Consider the following 22,809-nt stretch of genomic DNA (forward strand, 5'->3'; position numbering starts at 1 on the left):
GCTGCCGGGATTATGACATTCGCGCGCCACCGCGCACACCGCGCGGCTCGAGGGTGCGCGCGAAGTGAGCGAGAACTGAGCGAGAACTGAGCGAGAACTGAGCGAGAACTGAGCAAAAGCCGCTCGAAAGCGTTGCTTAAAGCCGCTCGATCAGCGCCTTTGCAGCGGCCGGATTGCGTTCCTTGAAACCGCTGATCACGTAGAGATACACATCGCGTGCGGCTGCTTTCGCGGGCGGCGCGCCACAGGTTTCCAGATCGCCGGGCGTGGTGCCCGTCGCCAGTTGGCGCGCGCGTTCGGCCCATGCGTCGAGCGCTTTCGCCGGATAACCGTTGGCCTCTTTCTCGGTTGTGCCCATGATGCGCGCGTACACGAACGGCGCGGTGATGTCGGCGATCTGCGGATATTCGCTGTCGCCGGCCAGCACCACTGCGACCTTGTATTTGCGTGCCAGCGCGATGAATTCGGGTGTCCTGAAGCTCTCGTTGCGCACTTCGATTGCATGCCTGAGCTTGATTCCTTCAATGCTCGCGGGCAGCAGCTTGAGGAAAGCCTCGAAATCTTCGCCGTCGAATTTCTTGGTCGGCGCAAACTGCCAGTTGACGGGCCCGAGCTTCTGTTTGAGCAGCAGCACGCCGCTCGCGAAAAAACGCTCGATGGTCTCGCCGGCATCCGCGAGTACTTTTCGATTCGTCGCGTAGCGCGGCGCCTTCAGCGAAAAGACGAAATCATCCGGCGTTTCCTGATACCACTTTTCATAGCTCTCCGGCTTTTGCAAGCCATAGAACGTCCCATTGATTTCGATGGTCGACAACTGGCGGCTCGCGTATTCGAGCTCGCGCTTTTGCGTTAGATCTTCCGGATAAAACACCCCGCGCCACGGGGCATAGGTCCAGCCACCAATGCCCACACGGATTCGCGGTTTCGTGCGCGTTGCCATATGCGGTTTTCCTCGTTGTTCTGGTTTGCCTCGCGGCGCCCCGGTGTCGATTCGAGCGCTGACAGCCCTACGTTGCGTCAGGCAGTAGCTTACTCGATCGTGCGTCGCGTGTAAGGAAGGGGCGGGGCATTCATCAAAACGGGGGTTATCGAGGAAGCATCCGGTAAAGCCGATGTTCCGGTAAAGTCGCAACGAGTTGCCAGCCAGCCAGTGTTTCAGACAGGCGCCGTTGCGGATCGAACACTGCCAGGTACACCTCAGTGAATCGGGTTGGCAAGTCCGGAAATGTTTTTTGCAAGTCTGCTGCCCACGCGCGCAGCATATCGTCGTTTGCGCGGAATGCCTTATCGCCGTTTTCAATGTCGTCCTGGAACTTCCTCAACGCGGCGTTTTTGGTGCGGTAAAGCACCGGCTGTTGACCCGCCTTCAAATAGAGATCCGGTACGAGAACACGATCAAGCGTGGCGAGCGCGACGACTTTATCCAGATACGGATTCCACCGGTCGGGCGCCGTTCTTGGCGACGGGTACGTCGTATCCTGTTTGTACTGGAACAGAACAGAGCCTGATTTCAACGACGCAAACGTAGCCCTGTATGCCTGAATGGCAGGCTTCGCCGCACGCCAGTCGGCAGTTACCGTCGCAATGCGGAACAGGAAGACGATAGTGAGCGCCACCGCGCCGGCACGTTGCAGACGCGGTCTCGAAGCCCGCACATCCACCAGTGCAGTCAGCAGGAACGCGAAGCTCAGCGCACATCGCTCGACAACGCCATAAGAAGCAAATGCGGAGAATGGCGCGAATAGGGCCACCAGCGGAAGCGCGATGACGGTTATCCGGCACTCAGGCTGACACGTCCACCACCTCAGTAGAAAGCCCACGGCTAACGTCAGGCCCAGGCTTGCCAGAATTGCAATGTCGGCGGGAGGATTACCGATTGCGAAGACATCGAGCCAGCGGCTCACTTTGGCGAATAGATGAATGAAACCGAAGTCGACGGAACCGCGAAGCCCGCCGGTACTGCTGTGTGCCAGCAATACCACGGGAAGTATCAACGGAACCACGGTTGCACTCGCATGCCTGAACATCGACCGGATGCGGAACTTGTCTTCCTGTAGCAGACAGCCAAGCTCCCATGTTCCCGTGACCAGTGCAAAGACGGCCAAAGGAAACAGATGGCAAAAATAGATGAGAAGCGCGCTGCAAGACGACACTGCGATTCTAGCGACCGTGGACCGGCGTAGCGTGACATGCAACGCTATGGCCCATAAACAAAGGCCGATTCCGAACAGAAAGTTGTCGTAGCCGCGAATCAGAATCCAGTTGTAGAGCAGCAGGAAACTGGTCAATGGGAACCATGACCAGCGGCCGTTCAGCGCACGGCTGAGGATCAGGCATCCCGAGCTGATCAACGCGAGTTCCACAACGATAAAGAGCCACGCAGCCCATTCCACCGGCATGAGCTTCGCGATCCACGGGACCGTCAGGTCCATCGCAAGATCGGGTAAAGGGTCCCACCGAACTACAAAGTCGCCGGCGTAGGAAACCGGATGCGCAAGAATGTCTATCCTGACGATATTATAAAAGTGCTGCCCCAACGGAGGTATCGACGAAACGAAGAGCGGCAATGAGGCCACGAGAGTGGCGATTAGCCAGACGGCCCACAGAGTCAACGGCCTGCCGCCCTGCACGGGTCCTCTTTGTGCAGTCATCAAATCCCCTTTCAGGTTGTTAAAGCGCTTTGCGTCGTGCGGGTAACGAACGAATCAAACAACCTTGAGGATCGAAGTCGCGAAAGTTCTAATCTCATCGAACTGGGTAACAAGTTCCAGGCACAACACGAATCCAAGCATCGCCGATAGTCCGGGGTAGCGCTCGATCCAACGCAATATAGGAGTTGCGTAAAGCGGTCTCACGGAATCGCGCGTCATGACATAGGTAATGACGATGCCGATCGCAGCGCCCGCCAACAGGTCCGTCGGATAGTGGAAGCCGAGGTAGGCGCGCGGAATGCAAATGAAAATCGCGACGTAGAGAAGCGCGAGAATGCCGATGCGGCGCGAGACGACGAAGAGTCCTACCGCGACCGACATCCACAGCATTGCGTGATCGCTAGGAAAGGAACTCCACGTTGACAACATGCTTTCGCTTTGCGGGACAAATGGGAAATGAAGGTTTAGCTCGGGTGAAAAGGCGGGGCGCATACGGAAGGGTAAAAAATGCGCGAGAAGCCTTCCTGCAAGAAGGGCCAACAGGCCACTCACGGCCGTTGCAATGACGACTTCACGCCTCCATTGCCGACGCTCCGCCGATTGAAACCATATCCACCACAAAGCCGGGATCAGAACCAGACCTTTGAAGGTGTACATGTTGGCAATGGCTTGCACCGCATGATTGCAGAGCGCACACGAATTGAATCCGCTAAGGAACGTCTCGATGCTCGTATCGAAGCTGTTCATTTTTCGCGTAGACAGTAAGGTTCGTACTGGGACCGGACGGCAACCCTCCGTCTTGCGGAGGGGTTCGCCCAACGAGTCGCTTTCCTACCTGCGGTACACCCAGATTATGATATTTGCCACCGTCGGAGGATCGACATCGGCTCCCGAATGCGCGCTTGCGCACGCTACGTTCCAAAAAATTTCCCGTTGTGGCCTGAAATGAAGAATGCTTTCAGATCGCCGTCACGGAACATCGGGTCACGCGCAAGCAGTCTCGCGAAGTACTGGTATGAGCAGCGAAGTTCAGGTCAGCACCACGCTCACGGCCTTGCGCTCGACGGCAGGTATAGCAACAGCACGCTTATGAGAAGGAAGCCTGCGCCTGCGACGATCCGCGGCGAAACCGCCTCGCCTGACACGACGCCAAACACAAGAATCTCGAGGATCGTGACTGCAACCATCAGCGGATAAGCGACGCTCAGCTCGACGCGCTTGAGTGCCAGCGCATAAAGGCCGAACCCGGCACCATAAGCCGCTATCGCGGCGAGTCGATAAAGTAACGGCCGGCCACCGGTCGCGAACAACGAGGGGTCGTTATCAACCCGCGCCGCAATGCGCAAAAGAATGCTCGCCGAGGCACTGCACGTGCCGCTCAGAAACAGAAAAAAGAATTGCATCGATTGAATGGTCGAGGGTCAGCTTGCCGCTATCACCGTCGCTACGCAGAGGCAGACCACGAGCAGGCTAAGGCGGTTCTTGAAGGTGAACACGATCGGATCGTCATGCATCTCGCCGCGAAAGGCCAACATCCACACACGGCTAATCCAGAAGAGAAGTAGCCCGAATAACAACCAGAGTGCGTGCGGGTGCCGATAGAGCATCCGTACATCGGATGAATTCATGTAGAGCGCGAGCACCAGTACCGCGACGTAGCCAGAAGCCGTGCCGAATGAACGCAGAATGCCGAGATCCTGCGTAACGTAACCGCGCCCGACTGCGCAAACTTTCGCTTCGCGCAATAGCGCGTCGAGCTCCGCGTAGCGCTTCACCATCGCGAGACTGAGAAAGATCAGAATAGAAAACATGATCAACCAGTCCGACAGGGGAATGTCCCCCGCGGCGCCGCCCGCCGCGACGCGGGCGGTGTAAAGAGCCGCGAGCACAAAGACATCGATAAGCACGAACCGTTTGAGCCTGAGCGAATAAGCAAGCGTAGTTGCGAAGTAGCCGGCCAATACGAGCTGAAATGTGGAAGGCAAAAGCAGGGCAAGACCCGCAGAGGCGACGAGCAGCGCACACCCGATAAGCATGCCAAAAGCGAGAGATAACTGTCCCGAGGCAAACGGCCGATTGCGCTTGCTTATGTGGCGCCGGTCCGCATCGAGGTCCAGCATGTCATTGAGCAGATATACCGATGAAGCACAGAAGCAGAAGGAAAAAAATGCGATGGCTTCGGCTCGAAGCGTGTCCCCTTCGGTAAAACGGTGCGATGCGAGCAGCGGCACGAAGATCAGGAGATTCTTGACCCACTGATAAACACGCATTTCCCTGACGGTTAGGCCGATGAGCGATCGCCGCTCCTCGAAGAAGAGAACCTTCTGATTCACCATCTCGGCCGCCTCGGCGATCGGGCGCGTTCCCACAACGATTGCCCGTCTGCACTGTTTCCAAACGGGTACGTCGCACAGCGCGTTGCCGCAATAATCGAAGCCATGCGGACCGAATTCCTCGGACAAAGCGCACGCCTTCTGGACGCCGGAGAGATTCAGAGCGTCGTTGCTCGCGAGAATACCCGCGAAGAAACCGAAGTATGAGGCTATCTGTTCCGCGAACTTGCGGTTCGCAGCCGTGCATAAATACAGATCCCTGCCACTGGATCGCTCTGCACGCAGGAACGCCACGAGGCGCGCGTTATAGGGAAGCAATGTCACATCGATTGCCGCCCGCTGGGCAATCTGCGCTTTCAGATGCGCTTTGCCGCGAAACAGCCAGCCAATACAAAAAAACGCATACAGTGGATTTCGCTTTATCAGCACGAGGAAAGATTCGACCAGAAGGTCGGTGCTGGTCAGCGTGCCATCGAGATCGACGCAAAGGGGTACGCTCGCCTGGGACATCATCACCTCGTGTGAGTCTGGGCTACATGCCTGATTCGTCAGGCAACGCGCATTGCATACACTTTCCTCTTCAAGAATAGTGCTCGATTTGCTCTGCACTGTGCGTCAGAACACACTTGTCGCGGCGTCGTTAAAAAAACTGTCACACTGGCTAAAGCGCAACTGTTCTTCAGGTTTCCTTAAGGATTTGCGCATAGCATCTGAGCGATATATGCGCCTTCGGTTCAGATGCTGATGCCGGTTGCGGACAAACCTTTTCTGCGATCTCTTGCCCGTCGCTCGAAACCGCGCAAGGCGGCGAGCCGAATGGCGGGCTCGCTGCTATGACGAATTAGCCCACCTCACGAAGTTAGCGCGGCTTCTCACTCTCCATCGGCTCGCCTAACACGAACGGCCCACCTTGAAAGCGCTGCGCCGGGTCGTCGCGCGAGTCGTCAGGCGCCGTTGCCGGAAAGCGCGACGCGAACGGCGCGGAACTGTCGCGCGGATTGAAGCCGAGGAACGCGGCCTTGGTGTTGTCCCACCACTTGGCCGGATTGTCCGACGCGCCGTACACGACAACATGCCCCACGCGATTGGTGAACAGCGAACAGCGCACGAGTTCGATGAAGTCGCGATAGCTCAGATAGGTGACGAGCATCCGCGGATTTTTGGGTTCTTCAAACGACGAACCAATGCGCATGCACACCGTTTCTATTCCGAAGCGATCGTAGTAGTAGCGCGAGAGCGCTTCGCCGAAGCACTTGGTCACGCCATACAGACTATCGGGGCGCTGCGGCGCATCGGCGTCGATTACTTCAGTTACCGGATGAAAGCCGATCACATGATTCGAACTCGCGAACACGATCCGCTTGACACCGTGTTTGCGCGCGGCTTCATAGATGTTGTAAGTGCCGGCGATGTTCGCGCCGAGCAGATCGTCGAATGGCGCGTCGATGGAAATGCCGCCGAGGTGCACGATTGCGTCGACACCGGCGACGAGTTGCATCACCGCTGCGCGGTCGGCGAGATCGACCACACTCGTTTCTTCATGCGCCGCGGGATCGCCGAGACTCGCGATGTCGGTCACGCGCACGACCTCGGCCCATTCCGCGAGTGCGCCGCGCAACTGCCGGCCCAGGTTGCCGGCGCCGCCTGTCAGAAGCAGGCGCCGGAACGGCTTGCGATCTACTGTGGACGATTCGCTGATGGTTTGGCTCATCGATAAAACTCCTGCCTATTGCGTGGTTAAATTGCAAAAACGTTTTGTGCGGCCGGCGACCGGCGGCACGCCGCAGCCTGCAACCGAATCAAAACAAACGCGCGCCAGCCCATTTCTGCGACAATCCGTTAACAGGAGAACCCGTTAACTGCGCGATGAAAAAACTTCCTCCAACTATTCGCGACGTCGCGGCTGCCGCGGGCGTATCGGTCGCAACCGTGTCCAAGTTCATGAACGGCGCGCAGCGCTTCTCGCCACCCGTGGAGGCGCGCCTCAAAGCGGCGATCGAAGATCTCGGCTACCGTTCGAATCCGCTTGCGCGATCCATGATTACGGGCCGCACACGCGCGATCGGATTGACGATTCTCGACATCAGCAATCCGCACTTCACTAACGTCGTGAAGGGCGCGAACCGCATTGCGCTGCGCCACGATTACACGCTGCTGCTCGTGGACACCGACGAAAACCAGGCGCGCGAAAAGCCGTTGATCGAAGCACTCGCGCAGCGCGTCGACGGGCTGATCATCAGCTCGCGCATGTCCGACAGCGAGTCGCAATGGCTGCTCGATCTCGACAAGCCGCTCGTGCTGTTGCGGCACAGCGAGACCCTGCCGATCCCGAGCGTGGGCATCGACAACCGGCTCGCAACCTACATGCTCGCGCGGCACCTGCTCAATCTCGGGCATCGTCAGATCGCTTATCTCGGCTTTGGGCAGGCACGCATCAACGACGAGCGCATTCGCGGCGCGCGCGATTGTCTCGAGGAAGCGGGTCTCACGCTCGACGTGTACGACGCGCATGCGCCCACTGCGCATGCCGGCGAACACGCGTGCTCGCGCGTGATGCTTGGACCGCACAGGCCGCAAGCGGTGATCTGCTACAACGACCTTATCGCGCTCGGCTTCATGAAAGAGGCGGCGTCGCTCGGCATCAAGCTGCCGCAAGAGCTGTCGGTGACCGGCGTGGACAACGTTCCGTACGGCGAATATGCGGCACCCGCGTTGACCACCGTCGATATTCAAAGCGAGAAGATGGGCGAACTCGCGATGCAAAAGCTGATCGATCAACTCGCGGGCCACGCGCAAACAGGGCATTCGATGTGCGAGCCGAGGCTCATCGTGCGTGAATCCACGGCGGCCTGCGGCTGACACATATCGCGCTTTCAACCCGTACTTCTCGCGCTTCTCGCGTTGTTGTTACGCTTCGAGTTTCGCCGGCGCCATACGCGGCGTCAGCAAGTGCATCACGCCAAACGCGACGAGATAGGCGAGCGCGCCGATAGCGAACAGTACCCAGTAGTGCCCCGTGCGTTGCAGTACCTGGCCGATCACTTCGGAGAACAGCACGCCGCCAATCGAACCGGCCATTCCGCCGATGCCCACCACCGCGCCGAGCGCGCGCTTCGGAAACAGGTCCGACGCCGTGGTGAACAGGTTCGCGGACCAGCCCTGATGCGCTGCCGCCGCTAGGCCGACGATCGCAACCGCGCCCCACAGATTGTCGACCTGCGAGACGAACGCAATCGGCAGCACGCAGCACGCGCAGATCAACATCGCGGTCTTGCGCGCGGCGTTCACCGTCCACCCTGCGCGCAATAGTGCCGACGAAAGCCAGCCGCCGCCGATGCTGCCCACGGTCGTCATCGCGTAGATGCACACGAGGGGCAGGCCGATATGCTGCATGTCCATGCCGCGCGATTCGTTGAGCCACTTCGGCAGCCAGAACAGATAGAACCACCATACCGGGTCGGTCAGGAACTTGCCGATCAGGAACGCCCATGTCTGGCGCTTGCGGATCAATACGCCCCAACCAGGCGCACGCGCGTTCACGTTGGCGGCGTCGAGTGCTTCGACTTCGTCGCGTGCCTCGTCGAGATCGTCGTCGTGTGAGCGCGGTTCGGCCGAGCGGTAGAACGCGAACCATACGACGAGCCACAGCAAGCCCAGCGCGCCGATGATCACGAACGCCGCGCGCCAGCCGAACGCGAGCGCAAGCGGCGGAATGATCGCGGGCGCGAACACGGCGCCGATATTCGCGCCGGAGTTGAAGATGCCGGTTGCAAGCGCGCGCTCGCGTCGCGGAAACCATTCGGCGGTGGTCTTGATGGCGGCCGGGAAATTGCCGCCTTCGCCTATGCCGAGCAGCGCGCGGACCATCGCGAAGCCGGTGACCGAACCCACCGCCGCATGCAGCATTGCGGCCACGCTCCACACCAGCATGGCGAGCGCATACGAAATGCGCGTGCCGAGCCAGTCGACGATACGGCCGAAGCACAAAAGCCCCACTGCATAGAACGCGGAAAACGCGATCACGATGCGGCCGTACTGCACCTGTGTCCAGCCGATGTCGTGCTGCAGCAGCGGCGCGAGCAGCCCGAGAATCTGGCGGTCCATGTAGTTGATGACGGTCGCGAAGAAGAGCAGTGCGCAGACCGTCCAGCGGTAGCGGCTGGCTGTACGGGCAAGACCGAGTACGGCAGTTTGCATGGATGTCTCCGTCGCACGGCTTCGCTCGTCGCGCCGCGCTTTTCTGTGCCGGGCGACGAGCGCCCGGGCCCGCGGCGCAGCACCCGGCGCAGTCGCGCGCGGTCAGCGATTTGGACCCAATTAGGAAAACGTTTTTCTAGAATAGAAGCTTTGCGGCCGCAATGCTAGTGCTGAGTTTACCTAGGATTGTGCGCGACGGCGAAATAGTGCGACGATAAGCGCCGTGCAATAGGTTAATCGTTTTCTCGAAGGTTGCCAGGAGCCGCCGAGCTCTATCCAACACTAATCAGGAGACAGACATGCGTTCCCCACGAAAGTCCATCGGCAGGTGTGCTGTGAGTACGTTGACGCTTCTTCTCATGTCGGCCTGCGGCAGCGGCACCGACGATGCGAACCAGCCGCCCGCGCCTACGCCCACGCCGACAGCCGCGCCGTCGCTGCATGCAATCGTTTATGGCGCGAGCGATACCAGCGTTCCGCGAGGAACCGATGTGCCCATCACGATGATGGGCCAAATGCGGGCGCTCTTCGATCTGATCAGGAAATCGCCGGACTTCACGCAGGTCGTGATGGATCTCGGCGACGGCACTCCGGTACACGTTCTCGACACCAACACGGGCGACAAATTCCTGCCCGGCAAACTCGCGCTCGGCCTTTCGTACATCCTGATCGATATGAAGGCGAAGGGCGATCCGAAATACGCGGACTATCTGGCGACCTACCAGAAGATCACCACCGCGATGATGGCGCAGCCGAGCGGCGGCAATTACACCTACGCCAATACTTCGTGGGGCGAATACTATTACCTGGTGGCGCTGAACAACTTCAAGGCGCACGGCATGCTCAATGAAGTATTCAGCGACACAATGCTGGCGACGCTGCAAAACCGTCTAACCTTCTGCGACATGTTCGGCGCGGATTCGAGCGGAAAGACGAATACATGTCCTGCGGCCGGCGTGCCGATCGACGTTGCATCGCTGAATACCGCGCAGAATTACTATGCTGTGTCGTACGGCATTGCTGGATTACGGCAGAAGCTCGGCTGGAGCAATCCGACCTTTTCGTCCACCACCGACCCGGCCGTTGCCACGATGAACGCGCGCGACGCGTTGCTGTACACGCTGACGAACCATATCCGCAACGATTCTTCAGGCGGCTTCTCCGACGAAGCATCGAACACGCACACGACCTATTACGACAAGGCGCGCTTCGACAGATACAGCACGTTGCTGATCGGCGAAGTAGTCGAGCGCACACTCGAAATGGGCAACGAGGCCAATCTCACTCCGGAATTGAAGGGCTATTTGAGGAAATCGGTCGATCTTATTCTTCCTCAATTGAACGCGGACGGCGAGGGCTTCAACTATGGACGGTCCATTGGTCCTTATGGCGATTCGGCATTCATGGAAGTTCTCACTGCCGCAGCCAATGCCGGCGTATTGACGCCGCAGGAAATGCAGATCGCCTATACGTTCATCTATAAGGCGGCTCGCCGCTATGAAACGTTCTGGTATGACCCGACGTTGCCGACTCCGTCGGTGAATATGTGGCTGAAAGGCCGCGGCACTGATACTTACCGCGGCAAGCCGCGCGTGATGGGTGAGAACTTCAGCCTGCTGCATCAGTACATGTATGTCGATGCGTGGTGGAGCAAACTGGGTTTCGGCGGCAAGGCGCCGATGGCCGACTCCGACTATCAGGCGTGGCTCGATGCAAGGCCGCGCTATACGCTGACCTGGTACAACCAGCCCACCGATACCGCCCACCCGTACAGTGCGGCGCTTCTGACCGTGCGTGACGGCAATCGTGTCATCAATCTGAATCTGAGCCAGGCGCCCGACTACAATTCATTCACGCCGTATTACCCGGTTCCTTTCTCCGACAAGCTTATCTACGGTACGACCGACCTCGGCTATGCATTGCTGATTCCGCAGGTGTCGTATAACGGCAAGACCTATATACCCGTCACGTACTATAAAAATCTCAACGTCACGGAGAGTAATGGTCAGGTGATCGTGTCATTCGACACGGCGAAGTTCAGGCAAGCCGCGAAGAACGCGGCGTTCTCGACCGACCTCGATTTGCAGGCGCATACGGTGCTCACATTCGGCCGGGGCACGCTGACGCGCACCGATACGCTGAGTTCGGCGACGCTGACCGGCAATGTGACGGTGGAAACCGACTTCACTTCATTCGCCGATTACCTGAGCACGACCGCCAACGGCGACGGCTTCTCGGTCAATTACGCCAATAACGCCAATAGCAATGCGACCGGCTACGGCACCACGGGTTTCGACAGTTGCGCGCTGTCGAACTTCGATACGACAGCGGGCGGCGCCACGAACCCCTTGTCGACGACGCCGATCGGCCAGTTGCACTCGAACTTCGCGTGCACGACGCAGCCGTTCACGATCAACGCCGGCAGTACCCGCACGTTCGGCTGGAGCCTGAAGTACAGCAGTTAGCGTTAGCGTTGTTCTTCGTTCGTCTTTGCTGCGGTGGCTCGATGATCGGATACGAGCGTCCGCAGCATCGACGGATCATCGGCAGGCTCACGATCCAGACGCCGCGATCGAACCATCTTGCGCATGGCCAGACGCGCCATCCTGGCCCAGCCGGAAGGACGCGGATCGGCAAGCATGCTGAGCGCGCGCGCATAGTCGAGCGTGAGGCCGGGCGTCCACGCCATCGTCGCCGCGCGTTTGCGTATTTGCGCCGCAACCCATAGCTCCGGCGTCGTGATCACGCGAAGAAAAGGCCGCCACCCGCCGAGGCCGCCGACGCCACCGAGGCCGCCCCATACGCGTGTCGAAGCCCCTTCGATCGCCGCCTCGAGCGCGCGCGAGACACTGCTCGAACAGTTGCGGGACGTCAGGTTATACGTGGTGTCCTGCCGATACGCGTCCCAGAAGCGGCGCAAGCGGAGCGGATCGTAATTGCGTATGCGCACCTGAACCGTCGACGGACACCACGCCTTCGATTCCGTCGCATAGTCAGGCTGGAACACGCCGGGCACATCGTTCTCGCGCGTGGCACGCAAGAGCCGCGCGAAGTCATCCGGCGAACGATCGAATTCCACCGCGGGATAGAGGCTCACGTAAATGCCGTCAGGTGCTTCGAGCGCCGCGTGTCCGGTCGAGATCACGCCGTTGCGATCCACCGCCGCGATGTAACGATCGACAATTGGCTGTCGCCGCGCCTCGCCTTTGGCCGATCCGACGGGAGTCCACACATGCACGGTGAGCGCGGCTTCGTCGGCGGCGGGCGGGCCGTCCCATTCGATGTTCGTCATCGCGGCCCGAGTCGCTGCATCGCTGTTGTCCGATCGTTCGGCATCCGAATCGACTGCGGGATTCGACACGAGGCGCCGCGCGCGCGTACTCAACAACAAAAGATTCCAGCCGCCGAATATCAAACCGAGGCCGAGGCAATACGGTACGGTGCCGACATAGTGTGTGGGATAAGGCTGATAGAAGAAGAGCGCCAACGCGATTTCCACGCCGCCGCCAATCGTAGCAAGCCGCCACGTACGGTAGCGCACGACATGTGCCGAGACGATCTGCAACAGGCCATCGGCGAGAAAGAGCGTGCCGAAAATCATCGACAGGGCGAAGTGTCCATGATGATGACCCGCGAGAATCAGCGCGGCCGCCAACGAGAACGCAATGCCCTTCGCATAGCGCAGCGTGCGCTGGCCGCCCATGCCGGTCCACGCGACTGCGAGCGTGGCGAGCCCTTCCAGCAGCAACAAAACGGCAAACGGCGTGATCGGAAAATAGAGCGCGCCGTCGAGCGCGTCGATGAACACGACGATGCCGAGCAGCAGGCTAGCCGCGCCCATCATCCTGAGCGAGCGCCAACGCGTGCGCAGGTAATCGACGCCGAGCAGAATCATGACCAGACGAACCATAACGAATCCTCCTTGACGCGTTCAGTTTGCACCGGCACCGACGCGCGTGATGTCCTGTTCGCACTCTAAAGGCGAGCCGTTCGACGACGATGCAGTTTCATGTCGGCGGCTGGCGGCGATCGATCGATGTTGAAGAGCGGCAGCGCGGATGCGCTCGGCCATGAGCGCATCCAATGGCGTGTACACGACCATGCCGAGATCCGGCCGGCCATCGACGGCGAATAGCGAATATTCCATTTCGACCTGCCCGAGCGTGGGATGCAGCAGGCGCTTTACGTTCTCGCCGTCACCGTGACCCAGCACCTGGTTTTCGCGCCACATGCGGTCGAAGTCCGCGTTGGCGCGGCGCAGATCGTCGACGAGTTCGCCCACTTCGGAAGCGAGCCCTGCGCGCGCCACGTCGGCGCGGAATGTTCCGACCACGAAGCGCGCGACGCCTTCCCAGTCGTGCTGTTTCGCGCGAACGGCCGGGTCGCCGAACAGGAAACGCAGGATGTTGCGCTGGCCGGCCGGCAGCCTGCCGTAGTCGGTCAGCACGACCGCGGCGGCCGCATTCCACGCGACCACGTCCCACGTCGCGGTCTTGATGATCGAGGGGCTCGCGTCGAGCGAATCGAGCACGCGCTGCAACCGCGGGTTCACACCATCGACGCCGCGATAGCGCACCTCGGGCGGCCTCCCGAGACCTAGCATGAAAACGTGTTCGCGCTCGGTATCGGTGAGCATCAGCGCCGCGCAGATGCGCTCGAGCACATGCGCGGACGGCGCGCCGCCGCGGCCCTGTTCGAGCCAGGTGTACCAGGTGGAACTGATGTGGGCAAGCTGGGCGACTTCCTCACGGCGCAGTCCAGGCGTGCGCCTACGGCCCGAAAAGCCGAAGCTCGCCGGGTCCAGACGCGTGCGGCGGCTGCGCAAAAAGTCACCGAGGGTTTGAGCGTCGTTCACTGACATGCAGAGCCTGTTAGTCCTTTTACCGGGATAACGTCACTACTTAAACAGGATAGCGGATGAACGCATAGTACAGGGATGACTACCTAAGGAGGCATTGCCATGCGGATCTTTGTGACGGGCGCAACGGGCTTCATCGGCTCGGCGTTGGTGCCCGAACTTATCGAGGCCGGTCATCAGGTGATCGGCATGACGCGCTCCGATGCGGGCGCGCAGGCGCTGCGCGCCGCGGGCGCCGACGTTCATCGCGGCACGCTTGAAGACGTCGACAGCGTGCGCGGCGGCGTCACGAACGCGGACGCCGTCATCCACCTCGCATTCGACCACGACTTTTCGCGCTTCGCGGCGAACTGCGAGAAGGACGCACGCGTGATCGAAGCGCTCGGATCGGCGCTGGCCGGTTCCGATCGTCCGTTGCTCGTCACGTCGGGCACGGGCGCGGGCAGCCGCGACGACGGGCAGCCCGCCACGGAGGATGTGTTCAACACGGCGCACCCGAATCCGCGACTCGCAACGGAGCTGGCCAGTAACGTTCTGCTGGACGCGGGCGTCAATGTCTCGGTGATGCGCCTGCCGCAAGTGCACAACCCGTTCCGGCAAGGGCTGATCACGCCGCTTATCCAGATTGCGCGCGAGAAGGGGGTTTGCGCGTATGTCGACGAGGGCCGTAATCGCTGGCCCGCGGGACATCTATCGGACGTCGTGAGGCTGTATCGACTCGCGATCGAAAGGGCAGAGCGCGGCGCGCGCTATCACGCGGTCGGCGAGGAGGGGGTGAGCGCGCGGGAGATCGCGGAGGCGTTGGGCCGCGGCCTGAAGCTGCCGGTCGTTTCGATCGCGCGCGAGCAGACGCAGGCGTATTTCGGATGGATGGCGATCTTCGCGGCGCTCGATATGCCCGCGTCGAGTGCTCTGACACAGGCACGTTTGGGCTGGCAACCAGCAGGCCCGACGCTGATCGCCGATCTCGACGAAGCGCGTTACGCCGACGATGTGCCGGCGTGATTCAACCGTTCGACACGCTGACGAGCTTCTGACTGTGTTCGCCCGTCCAGCGCTTCACCGTCCCCGCGTCGATATCGAATAGATCGAGCACGCGTCCCAGCGTGTGATCGATCATCGACTGCAAACTGTCGGGCCGCGCGTAAAACGCCGGCACCGGCGGATAGATGATCGCGCCGGTTTCCGTCGCCGCGGTCATATTGCGCAGATGCCCGAGATGCAGCGGCGTCTCGCGCACCATCAACACGACGCGTTTGCGTTCCTTCAGCATCACATCGGCGGCGCGCGACAGCAACGAACCCGTGTTGCCCGTCGCGACCTCCGCGAGCGTTTTCATCGAACACGGCGCGACGATCATGCCGTCGACGCGAAACGAGCCGCTCGAAATCGCCGCGCCAATATCGGCATTGGGATAGTGCTCGTGAGCCAGCGCCTGAACGTCGGCCGCGCGCAAGTCGGTTTCGTAGGCGAGCGTCATTTGCGCCGAGCGGCTCATCACCAGATGAGTCTCCACGTCGAGCTCGCGCAACATCTCGAGCAGCCTCACGCCATAGACAACGCCGGAAGCGCCACTGATTCCCACCACGATACGTTTGCGTCGGTCCATGTTCGTCGTCTCTTGTCGATCCGCTGCGCGGCGGGTTCGTAGGTTCGTATGTTCGTCTGTCTCCGCACTCAGGTTGCATGACATGGCCCCTGTCGTTCAAACGAAATCTGTTCATGCCTCGCATGAGGGCTTTTCATTGTCCGCGGATGAAATCCGTTCATGACGTACATGAGAAATCAGCGTTTGCGAGGGGAGGTCGTTGTGCGTCAGTCTGCGCTCACCGTCGTTCCCCTTGATCATTCACCGGACAACCATGAAAACTTTCCCCTCGTTCCAGACCCACTTGCAGGCCCTCGAGGAAAAGGGCCTTGTCGTTCACGTACACCGCGAAATCAACAAGGACACCGAACTCCATCCGCTCGTGCGCTGGCAATTGCGCGGCGGCATTCCCGAGTCGGATCGAAAGGCGTTCGTGTTTCATAACGTCGTCGACAGTAAAGGACGCCGCTACGAGTTGCCCGTCGTGGTCGGCGCGTTGTCGATCAATCGCGAGGTCTACTCGATCGGCATGGGCGTGCCCGTCGATCAGATCGGCAAGAAGTGGCAGCAGGCGAAGGGCAATCCGATCGCGCCCGTTCTCGTGAATGAAGCGCCGTGCCAGGAAGTGTGTTTTATCGGCGATGAACTCGATGTCGACGGTCAAGGTCTCGAACATCTGCCGATTCCCATTTCGACGCCGGGCTTCGACAACGCGCCGTACACAACGTGCTCGCAGTACGTTTCCGTCGATCCGGAAAACGGAATCCAGAACATGGGCACGTATCGCGGACAGCTCAAGGGTAAGCGCCGCGTCGGTTGCAATCCGTCGATCGAAATGGGGCAAGGCATCTATCAGCATTGGCTCAAGTACAAGGCGATGGGCAAGCCGATGCCTGCCGCGCTCGTGATCGGCGGCCATCCGGCCGTGTCGTTCTGCTCGGTCCAGAAGCTGCCAATCGACGTGGACGAACTCGGCGTGGCCGGCGCGATTCTCGGCGAACCGCTGCGCGTGGTGAAGTGCAGGACGAACGATCTGCTCGTGCCCGCCGACGCTGAAATCGTGATCGAAGGATTCGTTCCGACTGATACGCTCGAACCGGAAGGGCCTTTCGGCGAATCGCACGGTCACGTGAATTTGCAGGAATTCAATCCGTACATGAACGTCACGGCGATTACGCGACGCAAGAACGCGCATCTCGTGTCGATCATCAGCCAGGTCACGCCGAGCGAAAGTTCGCTCGTCAAGAAAGTCGCGTTTGAACCGCTGTTTCTCGACCATCTGAAGAATTCGCTGCGTATCGCAAGCGTCGAAAAGGTCGTGATGCACGAGCCGCTGACCAATCTGCGCAAGCTCGTGATCGTGGTGTTCAGCGAGAAGGCAACCGAAACCGAAATATGGCGCGCGCTGATGGGCGCGGCGTCGCTGCAACCGGCTGTCGGCAAGCTGGTCGTTGCCGTGAGCAACGACATCAACCCCGAAAACAGCGACGCGATCTTCTGGTCGATGAGCTACCGGATGAACGCGATCAAGGACGTGCAGATCCTGCATGGCCGCGATACGGGACACGGACCACGCACGTCGGGCGCGCAACGCGGCGACGATGCGGTTGACGGCGTGATCCTGATGAACGCGACACGCAAGGAAAAGCTGCCGCCGCTTTCGCTGCCGACGCGCGAGTACATGGAAAACGCGAAAGCGATCTGGGAAGAACTCGGGCTGCCGCCGCTGCGTCCGGAATGGCCGTGGTACGGCGTCTCGATGGGCGACTGGGACGAGCGCAACGAAGCGATGGCGCAGCGCGCCGTGAAGAGCGAGTACTTCGAAACGGGCGAGGAACAGACGCGTCAACGCGTCGGGCCTGAGTGGATCAATAAGGATTCCGACTGGTTCTTCGCCGAAAAGAAAGACATCTAACGCGCCGCGGATAGCGGCCACCATATCAATAGAACGACATCGATGGAGGAGATATGCACGACAAAGGAGAAGCACTTCCGGCTGTACGAATGAGTATGTTGACACGCTCGCTCGCGGCATTCACGTTGCTTGGGCTGTCGAGCGGCGCGGCGCATGCGCAAAGCAGCGTCACGTTATACGGTTCGCTCGACGGCGGCTTGCGCAATCTCGTGAACGGCACGAAGGCGGGCGGCGCGGCGTTGACGATGGCGTCGAACGGCGTCTACAACTCCAACCGCTGGGGCCTGGAGGGCAAGGAAGATCTGGGAGGCGGCTACTATGCGCGTTTCAATCTGGAAGCAGGCTTCGTGCTGTCGACCGGCGCGAATAACAACACCAACAACCAGATCTTCCAGCGCACGTCGACGGTTGGAATAGGCGGGCCATTCGGGCAGGTCGATATTGGGCGGCAATTCACGCTCCAGCATTTTCTGATCAAGGACTTCGAGCCGTTCGACTTCCATTACCTCGGCATTACGGAATCGACGGCGGTGTCGGGCGGCAACACCGGACGCGACGATAACGACATCAACTATCGCGGCATTTTCGGGCCGTGGGTGGTTCGCGGCGAATATGCGCTGGGCGGCGTGCCGGGCAGCGCCGCACACGGCTCGACGCTCGCCGGCGGCCTGAACTATCGGGGCAAGACGATCAAGCTGGGCGCGGGCTATACGCACAAGTCCAATCCGTTGACGGCGACCTCGAGCGAATACTTCAGCAATGACCAGTACACGGCAGGCGGCACGGTGAGCGTGGGCCCTGTCGATGTGATGGCCGGTTACTCGCTCGATTTGCAGGACACGCCCGCTTCGGCGCGCAGCATGACGCGCAATCAGTACTTGTGGGGCGGTTTGCGTTATCAGGCGACGCCGTTCTTCAGCGTGACCGCCGCGTATTACGACAACAAGAACAAGACGGGCGGCGTGGACGGCAGGAAAGATGTGGCGATTCTCGGCATTGACTATCTGCTCTCCAAGCGCACCGAGCTTTATGCGGACATCGACTATACGCATTTCACCGGCGTTTATGTCACTAACGCAACGTTGAACGCGTCGGGTCACGCGAAACAGACGGGTATCTCGTTCGGTATGAATCACTGGTTCTAGCCGTAGCTTCTACTGCATCTCAACTCACGCAAAAAAAACCGGTTGGAAGCCTTCAGGCTCCAACCGGTTTTTTTTTGCTTGAACAATCAGTGTTCAGTGTTCAGTGATCGTCGAGCGATCCTTGCGCATTGAAGTGTGCGCGAATCGTCTTCGTGTGATGCAGAAATGCCGGCGTTGCCATCACCTCAAGGGAACGCGGACGCGGCAAATCGATGTCGTAAATCGCGGCAATCGAGCCCGGCCGTTCCGACATAACCAGCACGCGGTCAGACAGGAATACCGCTTCGGGAATGCTGTGCGTGATGAGCAGCACGGTTTTCTTCGATTCGAGCCAGATGCGCTGCAATTCCATGTTCATGCTCTCGCGCGTCATTGCGTCGAGTGCGCCGAAAGGTTCGTCCATCAGCAGAACGGACGGCTCGTGCAAGAGCGCGCGGCAGATCGACACGCGCTGCTGCATGCCGCCGGAAAGTTGCCACGGATACTTTTGCTCGAAGCCTTCGAGACCGGCCATGCTGATCAGTTGCATCGCTTTCTCGCGTGCTTCGCGCCTCGGCATGCGGCGCATCTCCGCCTGTAACAGGATGTTGTCGAGCACGTTGCGCCACGCGAGCAGCACGGCGCTCTGGAACACGATGCCCACATTCTTTTGCGGACCGCGAATCGGCTCGCCGGACAACGTCATCGTTCCCGACGAGATCGCTTCGAGTCCGGCGACCATCTTCAGCAACGTGCTTTTGCCGCATCCGGACGGCCCCACGATCGAAACGAACTCCTGCTCGCGGATGTCGAAGTCGAGCGGTTTCAGCGCTTCCATCATGCCTTGCGCGCTGCGATAACTCTTGGTCACGCCGCGCAGTTCTATCAGCGATCTGGCGGGCGCGGGCGCGGAAAAAGACCGGTGATGCTTGTCGTCGAGCTTGAGTACGGTGGTCATAGCGGGGCGGGTTTCGGGTGAACGGAAATGAACGACGCGGCGGCGCTAGTGCGGCTCATGGAACGAATGCGCCGGTGTAGTACTTCGCGGGCACGTTCGCCGACGGATCGAGCTTGCTGTACTGCACGATCGCGGCCACGGAGTCGTCGATGTTCTTCGCGCTGACGTGGAAGATCGGCGCCTTCTCGGTTTCGGGCGTGCGGTAGAACGGGATCGTCGCCTGCAGCGTGCGGATCATCGTGTCGCGCGAACCGGCGGCGGGCAGCGTCTTGAGTAGCGCATCGACCGCGGCGGCCGGGTCTTTCTCGCTGTCGTTCACGGACTTCGCCGTCGCGCGCATGAAGCGTTTGAGCAGATCGGCATGGTCCTTGATCATGTCGTCGCGCGCGATGATGCTAAGCGTCGCCACGTTCACGTTGTAGTCGGCAAACAGGATCGCGCGCGCAGGCTTCTTCGTGGCCTGCTCGACGGAGATCAGCGGGATCGTCGCGAAGCCGACCAGCAGATCGGCCTGACCCGTAATGACCGCATTGATCGTGGTCTGCGGATTGCCGGTGATGGTCTTGAAGTCGGAGTCCTTCAGGCCGACCTTGTTCATGAACATCGTCCATAGCTGCGACGACGCGTCGCCGGGCGCAACCGCGACCGTTTTTCCCTTGATGTCCTGCGGCGTTTTGATGTTCTTGTCCGCGAGGCCGACCACGGAGGTCGGATTTTCCTGCATCAGCACGCCGATCGCTTTGACGGGTGCGCCCATCGCGGCGACCTTGACCATCGTGCTGAAGTCCGCGTAGCCAATGTCCACGTTGTGCGTCGCGACGGCCTGCACGGTCGGGCCCGAGCCGTGTCCTTCCATCAGCTTGAGATCGATGCCTTCGGCGTCGTAGTAGCCCTTCACCTTGCCGAGATAAAACGGTGCGACCGCGCCGTTGACCGTGTAGTTGAGCATCAATGTCAGCGAGTCTTTCGCGTAAGCGGCGTGGCTCGTGCAACAAACCGCTGCAAACGCGAGCGCGGCTGCCATGCGCGTCGGCTTTCGTGATTTCATGGTGTCTCCTTCCTGTGGCCCCATCTGAAAATGGGTGCCGTCTGCTTCTTGATGTGGGGTAGTCAAAGCGAATGCGGTGGGACCGCGCGAACGCCGCGAACGCCGCGAGCGCCGCGAGCGCCGCGAACGCGTTAAGCGCGTCCAAGCAGCCGCGAGCGATGCGACGCATGCCACGGAATCGCGATGCGCTCCAGCATGTCGATGGCGACGAACAGCAGCGCGCCGATCACCGACAGCACGACCAGCGCCGAGAAGATCAGCGGCTGGTCGAAGTTGCCGTTTGCACGTTGCAGCACGAAGCCGAGTCCCGAATTCGCGCCGACGAATTCGCCGACCACCGCGCCGACGACAGCGAGCGTGATCGACACCTTCATGCTTGCGAAGATCGACGGAAGCGCGTGCGGCAGGCTGATCTTGAAGAACGTTTTCACCGGCGAACTGCCCATCGACTTCGCCAGATCGGTCAGATCCTTCTCGACCGATTTGAAACCCATCACCGTCGATACGACCACCGGAAAGAAGCCGAGCAGGAAGGCAACGAGTATGCGCGGAAAGAGTCCGAAGCCGAACCAGACCACAAAAAGCGGCGCAATCGCCACCTTCGGAATGCTCTGCGAAAACACGACGAGCGGGTACAGGTAGCTCTCGATCAGCGGCGACGCGGCGACCAGCATCGCGATCGGCACGCCGATCAGCACCGAAAGCGCGAAGCCGCCGAGCGTCGCGTAGAGCGTCGGCAGCGACTCTTCCAGCAGCATCGACCATTGCGCAGCGATCTGATGGAGGATCGCTTCGGGCGTCGGCACCAGATACGGCGGAATCTTGAAGATGCGTATCACGAGATCCCACGCAAGCACGATGACCACGATAAGCAGCAGCGGACGGACCCACTGGGAACTCAGGACTTTCCTGGTGAAGTTCACGGCATTCGACCTTTATGGTTGAGAAGCGGAAGAGCGGGAAGAACTGGAGGAGACCGCGCGCGGACATGCGCCGGCATGCTCTGGCAGCAAGATTGACCGCCAGCCATGCGCCGGGCAAACGCTAATTGTTCATGCCGCATATGAGAGAAATTCATCCGCTGCGTGCGGCGGCGCGATGCGCAATAACGAAACGCGCATCGTCGTCGATGCGATGGAACGTCCGTTCGCAAGCGATGAATTGTTTTCATGCTTTACATGAAAGATCGTCGTTTGCCGGTCCAACGGCGAGCCCGCAATATCCGGCTGAGAGCTCGATGACCCGAACTCGAACGCATCCGATAGCCAGTGGAGCATGCAATGAATCAACCGATCAGTCCCGATGTCGTGTCGTCGCACGTTACCGTGCGTGACGGCACGCAAATCGGCTACACCCTCTACGGCGCAAAAGACAACACGGTGCGCGTGGTGCTCGTGCATTCGCTCGCGATGGACCGTCACTTCTGGGCGCCTGTCGTCGAGCGGCTGTTGCCGCGTGCTTCTGTGCTCGCCATCGATGCGCGCGGTCACGGCGCATCCGGCAAGCCGGCTGGTCCGTACACGGTGTCGCTGTTTGCGCAGGACGTCTACGACGTGCTGCGCGCGACGGACTTTCGCAACGTGCTGATCGCGGGCGCGTCGATGGGCGGCTGCGTCGCGCTGCAATTCGCGGCCACATGTCCTGATGCGATCGGCGCGGGCCTGATCGACACGACCGCGTGGTACGGCGAGACGGCGCCGCAGGACTGGGACGCGCGCGCGCAGAAGGCCGAGGCCGGCGGCCTTGCGCCGCTGGTCGAGTTTCAGACCACGCGCTGGTTCAGCGACGCGTTTCGCGCCGCGCATCCACAAGTGGTGCAACGTTGCGTGGACACCTTCCTGCGCAACGACGTTGCCGCATTCGCCGCGACCGGCCGCATGCTCGGTTCGTTCGACGGCCGCGCGCTGATGGCGAAGGTGAAAGTGCCGACGTGCGTGATCGTCGGTGAAGAGGACTATGCGGCGACGCCCTCAATGGCGCGCGCGCTGCACGCGGGCATTGCCGGATCGACGTTCACCGAGATTCCGAAGGCGCGTCATCTGACGCCGCTGGAAACGCCCGACATCGTCGCGCGCGAACTGCACGCGCTGCTCGATCGCGCAGGCTGCGCCCGCTAGATGCACAAGAAACCTGCAAC

Annotated in this window: 19 protein-coding genes; 6 read left to right on the plus strand and 13 right to left on the minus strand. The window is 60.4% G+C overall.

Annotated features, from left to right (window positions below; translation table 11 throughout):
• Positions 1 to 136: 136 nt before the first annotated feature.
• From C8K18_RS20870 to C8K18_RS20895, 6 genes are all read right to left on the minus strand, one after another.
• Complete coding sequence (locus tag C8K18_RS20870) at positions 137 to 940, minus strand: DUF72 domain-containing protein (protein ID WP_029970221.1); 804 nt, start codon at positions 938 to 940, stop codon at positions 137 to 139.
• A gap of 145 nt (positions 941 to 1,085) precedes the next feature.
• Positions 1,086 to 2,432: a hypothetical protein gene (locus tag C8K18_RS20875; protein ID WP_258196167.1), complete on the minus strand. Its 1,347-nt coding sequence runs from the start codon at positions 2,430 to 2,432 to the stop codon at positions 1,086 to 1,088.
• A 273-nt stretch (positions 2,433 to 2,705) separates the two neighbouring features.
• Entirely contained in the window at positions 2,706 to 3,398 is a 693-nt protein-coding gene (locus C8K18_RS20880; protein ID WP_006049828.1) for a phosphatase PAP2 family protein, read from the minus strand.
• Between the two features lie 299 nt (positions 3,399 to 3,697).
• Positions 3,698 to 3,997: a ligand-binding protein SH3 gene (locus C8K18_RS20885; protein WP_232292279.1), complete on the minus strand. Its 300-nt coding sequence runs from the start codon at positions 3,995 to 3,997 to the stop codon at positions 3,698 to 3,700.
• Positions 3,998 to 4,072: 75 nt separating this feature from the next.
• Entirely contained in the window at positions 4,073 to 5,494 is a 1,422-nt protein-coding gene (locus C8K18_RS20890; RefSeq protein ID WP_107709525.1) for a UbiA family prenyltransferase, read from the minus strand.
• 349 nt (positions 5,495 to 5,843) lie between these two features.
• Complete coding sequence (locus tag C8K18_RS20895; protein ID WP_375135818.1) at positions 5,844 to 6,695, minus strand: NAD-dependent epimerase/dehydratase family protein; 852 nt, start codon at positions 6,693 to 6,695, stop codon at positions 5,844 to 5,846.
• A gap of 155 nt (positions 6,696 to 6,850) precedes the next feature.
• On the opposite strand from C8K18_RS20895, the gene C8K18_RS20900 reads away from it, so the two are divergent.
• Positions 6,851 to 7,843, plus strand: coding sequence for a LacI family DNA-binding transcriptional regulator (locus C8K18_RS20900; RefSeq protein ID WP_006049824.1), 993 nt, complete (start codon positions 6,851 to 6,853; stop codon positions 7,841 to 7,843).
• 48 nt (positions 7,844 to 7,891) lie between these two features.
• On the opposite strand, the gene C8K18_RS20905 is transcribed toward C8K18_RS20900, so the two are convergent.
• Complete coding sequence (locus C8K18_RS20905) at positions 7,892 to 9,181, minus strand: MFS transporter (protein WP_006049823.1); 1,290 nt, start codon at positions 9,179 to 9,181, stop codon at positions 7,892 to 7,894.
• Between the two features lie 299 nt (positions 9,182 to 9,480).
• On the opposite strand from C8K18_RS20905, the gene C8K18_RS20910 reads away from it, so the two are divergent.
• The gene (locus C8K18_RS20910; RefSeq protein WP_107709527.1) at positions 9,481 to 11,646 is read left to right on the plus strand and encodes a hypothetical protein; all 2,166 of its coding nucleotides are present in this window, start codon (positions 9,481 to 9,483) and stop codon (positions 11,644 to 11,646) included.
• A 2-nt stretch (positions 11,647 to 11,648) separates the two neighbouring features.
• Here C8K18_RS20910 and C8K18_RS20915 read toward each other — a convergent pair whose 3' ends face one another.
• Together C8K18_RS20915 and C8K18_RS20920 are read right to left on the minus strand one after the other, a co-directional pair.
• Positions 11,649 to 13,091 (minus strand): HdeD family acid-resistance protein, encoded by a 1,443-nt coding sequence (locus C8K18_RS20915; protein ID WP_107709529.1) that lies wholly within the window; start codon positions 13,089 to 13,091, stop codon positions 11,649 to 11,651.
• A 21-nt stretch (positions 13,092 to 13,112) separates the two neighbouring features.
• A complete protein-coding gene (locus tag C8K18_RS20920) occupies positions 13,113 to 14,042 on the minus strand; it encodes a helix-turn-helix transcriptional regulator (RefSeq protein WP_107709531.1) in 930 nt (309 codons plus the stop codon).
• Between the two features lie 99 nt (positions 14,043 to 14,141).
• Between C8K18_RS20920 and C8K18_RS20925 the strand changes: the two genes are divergently transcribed.
• The gene (locus tag C8K18_RS20925; RefSeq protein ID WP_107709533.1) at positions 14,142 to 15,044 is read left to right on the plus strand and encodes an SDR family oxidoreductase; all 903 of its coding nucleotides are present in this window, start codon (positions 14,142 to 14,144) and stop codon (positions 15,042 to 15,044) included.
• A gap of 1 nt (position 15,045) precedes the next feature.
• Here C8K18_RS20925 and C8K18_RS20930 read toward each other — a convergent pair whose 3' ends face one another.
• Positions 15,046 to 15,648: a UbiX family flavin prenyltransferase gene (locus C8K18_RS20930; RefSeq protein ID WP_107709535.1), complete on the minus strand. Its 603-nt coding sequence runs from the start codon at positions 15,646 to 15,648 to the stop codon at positions 15,046 to 15,048.
• A 253-nt stretch (positions 15,649 to 15,901) separates the two neighbouring features.
• Between C8K18_RS20930 and C8K18_RS20935 the strand changes: the two genes are divergently transcribed.
• Together C8K18_RS20935 and C8K18_RS20940 are read left to right on the plus strand one after the other, a co-directional pair.
• Positions 15,902 to 17,542, plus strand: coding sequence for a UbiD family decarboxylase (locus C8K18_RS20935; protein WP_107709538.1), 1,641 nt, complete (start codon positions 15,902 to 15,904; stop codon positions 17,540 to 17,542).
• Between the two features lie 89 nt (positions 17,543 to 17,631).
• On the plus strand, positions 17,632 to 18,687 hold the full coding sequence (locus C8K18_RS20940) for a porin (RefSeq protein ID WP_244231033.1): 1,056 nt from the start codon (positions 17,632 to 17,634) through the stop codon (positions 18,685 to 18,687).
• A gap of 100 nt (positions 18,688 to 18,787) precedes the next feature.
• Here C8K18_RS20940 and C8K18_RS20945 read toward each other — a convergent pair whose 3' ends face one another.
• The 3 genes from C8K18_RS20945 to C8K18_RS20955 all read right to left on the minus strand — a co-directional run bounded on the left by C8K18_RS20945 (position 18,788) and on the right by C8K18_RS20955 (position 21,595).
• Positions 18,788 to 19,624, minus strand: coding sequence for an ABC transporter ATP-binding protein (locus C8K18_RS20945; RefSeq protein WP_006049815.1), 837 nt, complete (start codon positions 19,622 to 19,624; stop codon positions 18,788 to 18,790).
• A 55-nt stretch (positions 19,625 to 19,679) separates the two neighbouring features.
• Complete coding sequence (locus tag C8K18_RS20950) at positions 19,680 to 20,672, minus strand: ABC transporter substrate-binding protein (protein WP_006049814.1); 993 nt, start codon at positions 20,670 to 20,672, stop codon at positions 19,680 to 19,682.
• 131 nt (positions 20,673 to 20,803) lie between these two features.
• Positions 20,804 to 21,595 carry an ABC transporter permease gene (locus tag C8K18_RS20955; RefSeq protein WP_006049813.1) on the minus strand — a complete coding sequence of 264 codons (792 nt, stop codon included), beginning with the start codon at positions 21,593 to 21,595 and terminating at the stop codon, positions 20,804 to 20,806.
• A 357-nt stretch (positions 21,596 to 21,952) separates the two neighbouring features.
• Here C8K18_RS20955 and C8K18_RS20965 point away from each other — a divergent pair, with 357 nt between their 5' ends.
• A complete protein-coding gene (locus C8K18_RS20965) occupies positions 21,953 to 22,789 on the plus strand; it encodes an alpha/beta fold hydrolase (RefSeq protein ID WP_107709544.1) in 837 nt (278 codons plus the stop codon).
• Positions 22,790 to 22,809: the final 20 nt, after the last annotated feature.

The organism is Paraburkholderia sp. GV068, assembly GCF_003058125.1.
Classification (GTDB): domain Bacteria; phylum Pseudomonadota; class Gammaproteobacteria; order Burkholderiales; family Burkholderiaceae; genus Paraburkholderia; species Paraburkholderia graminis.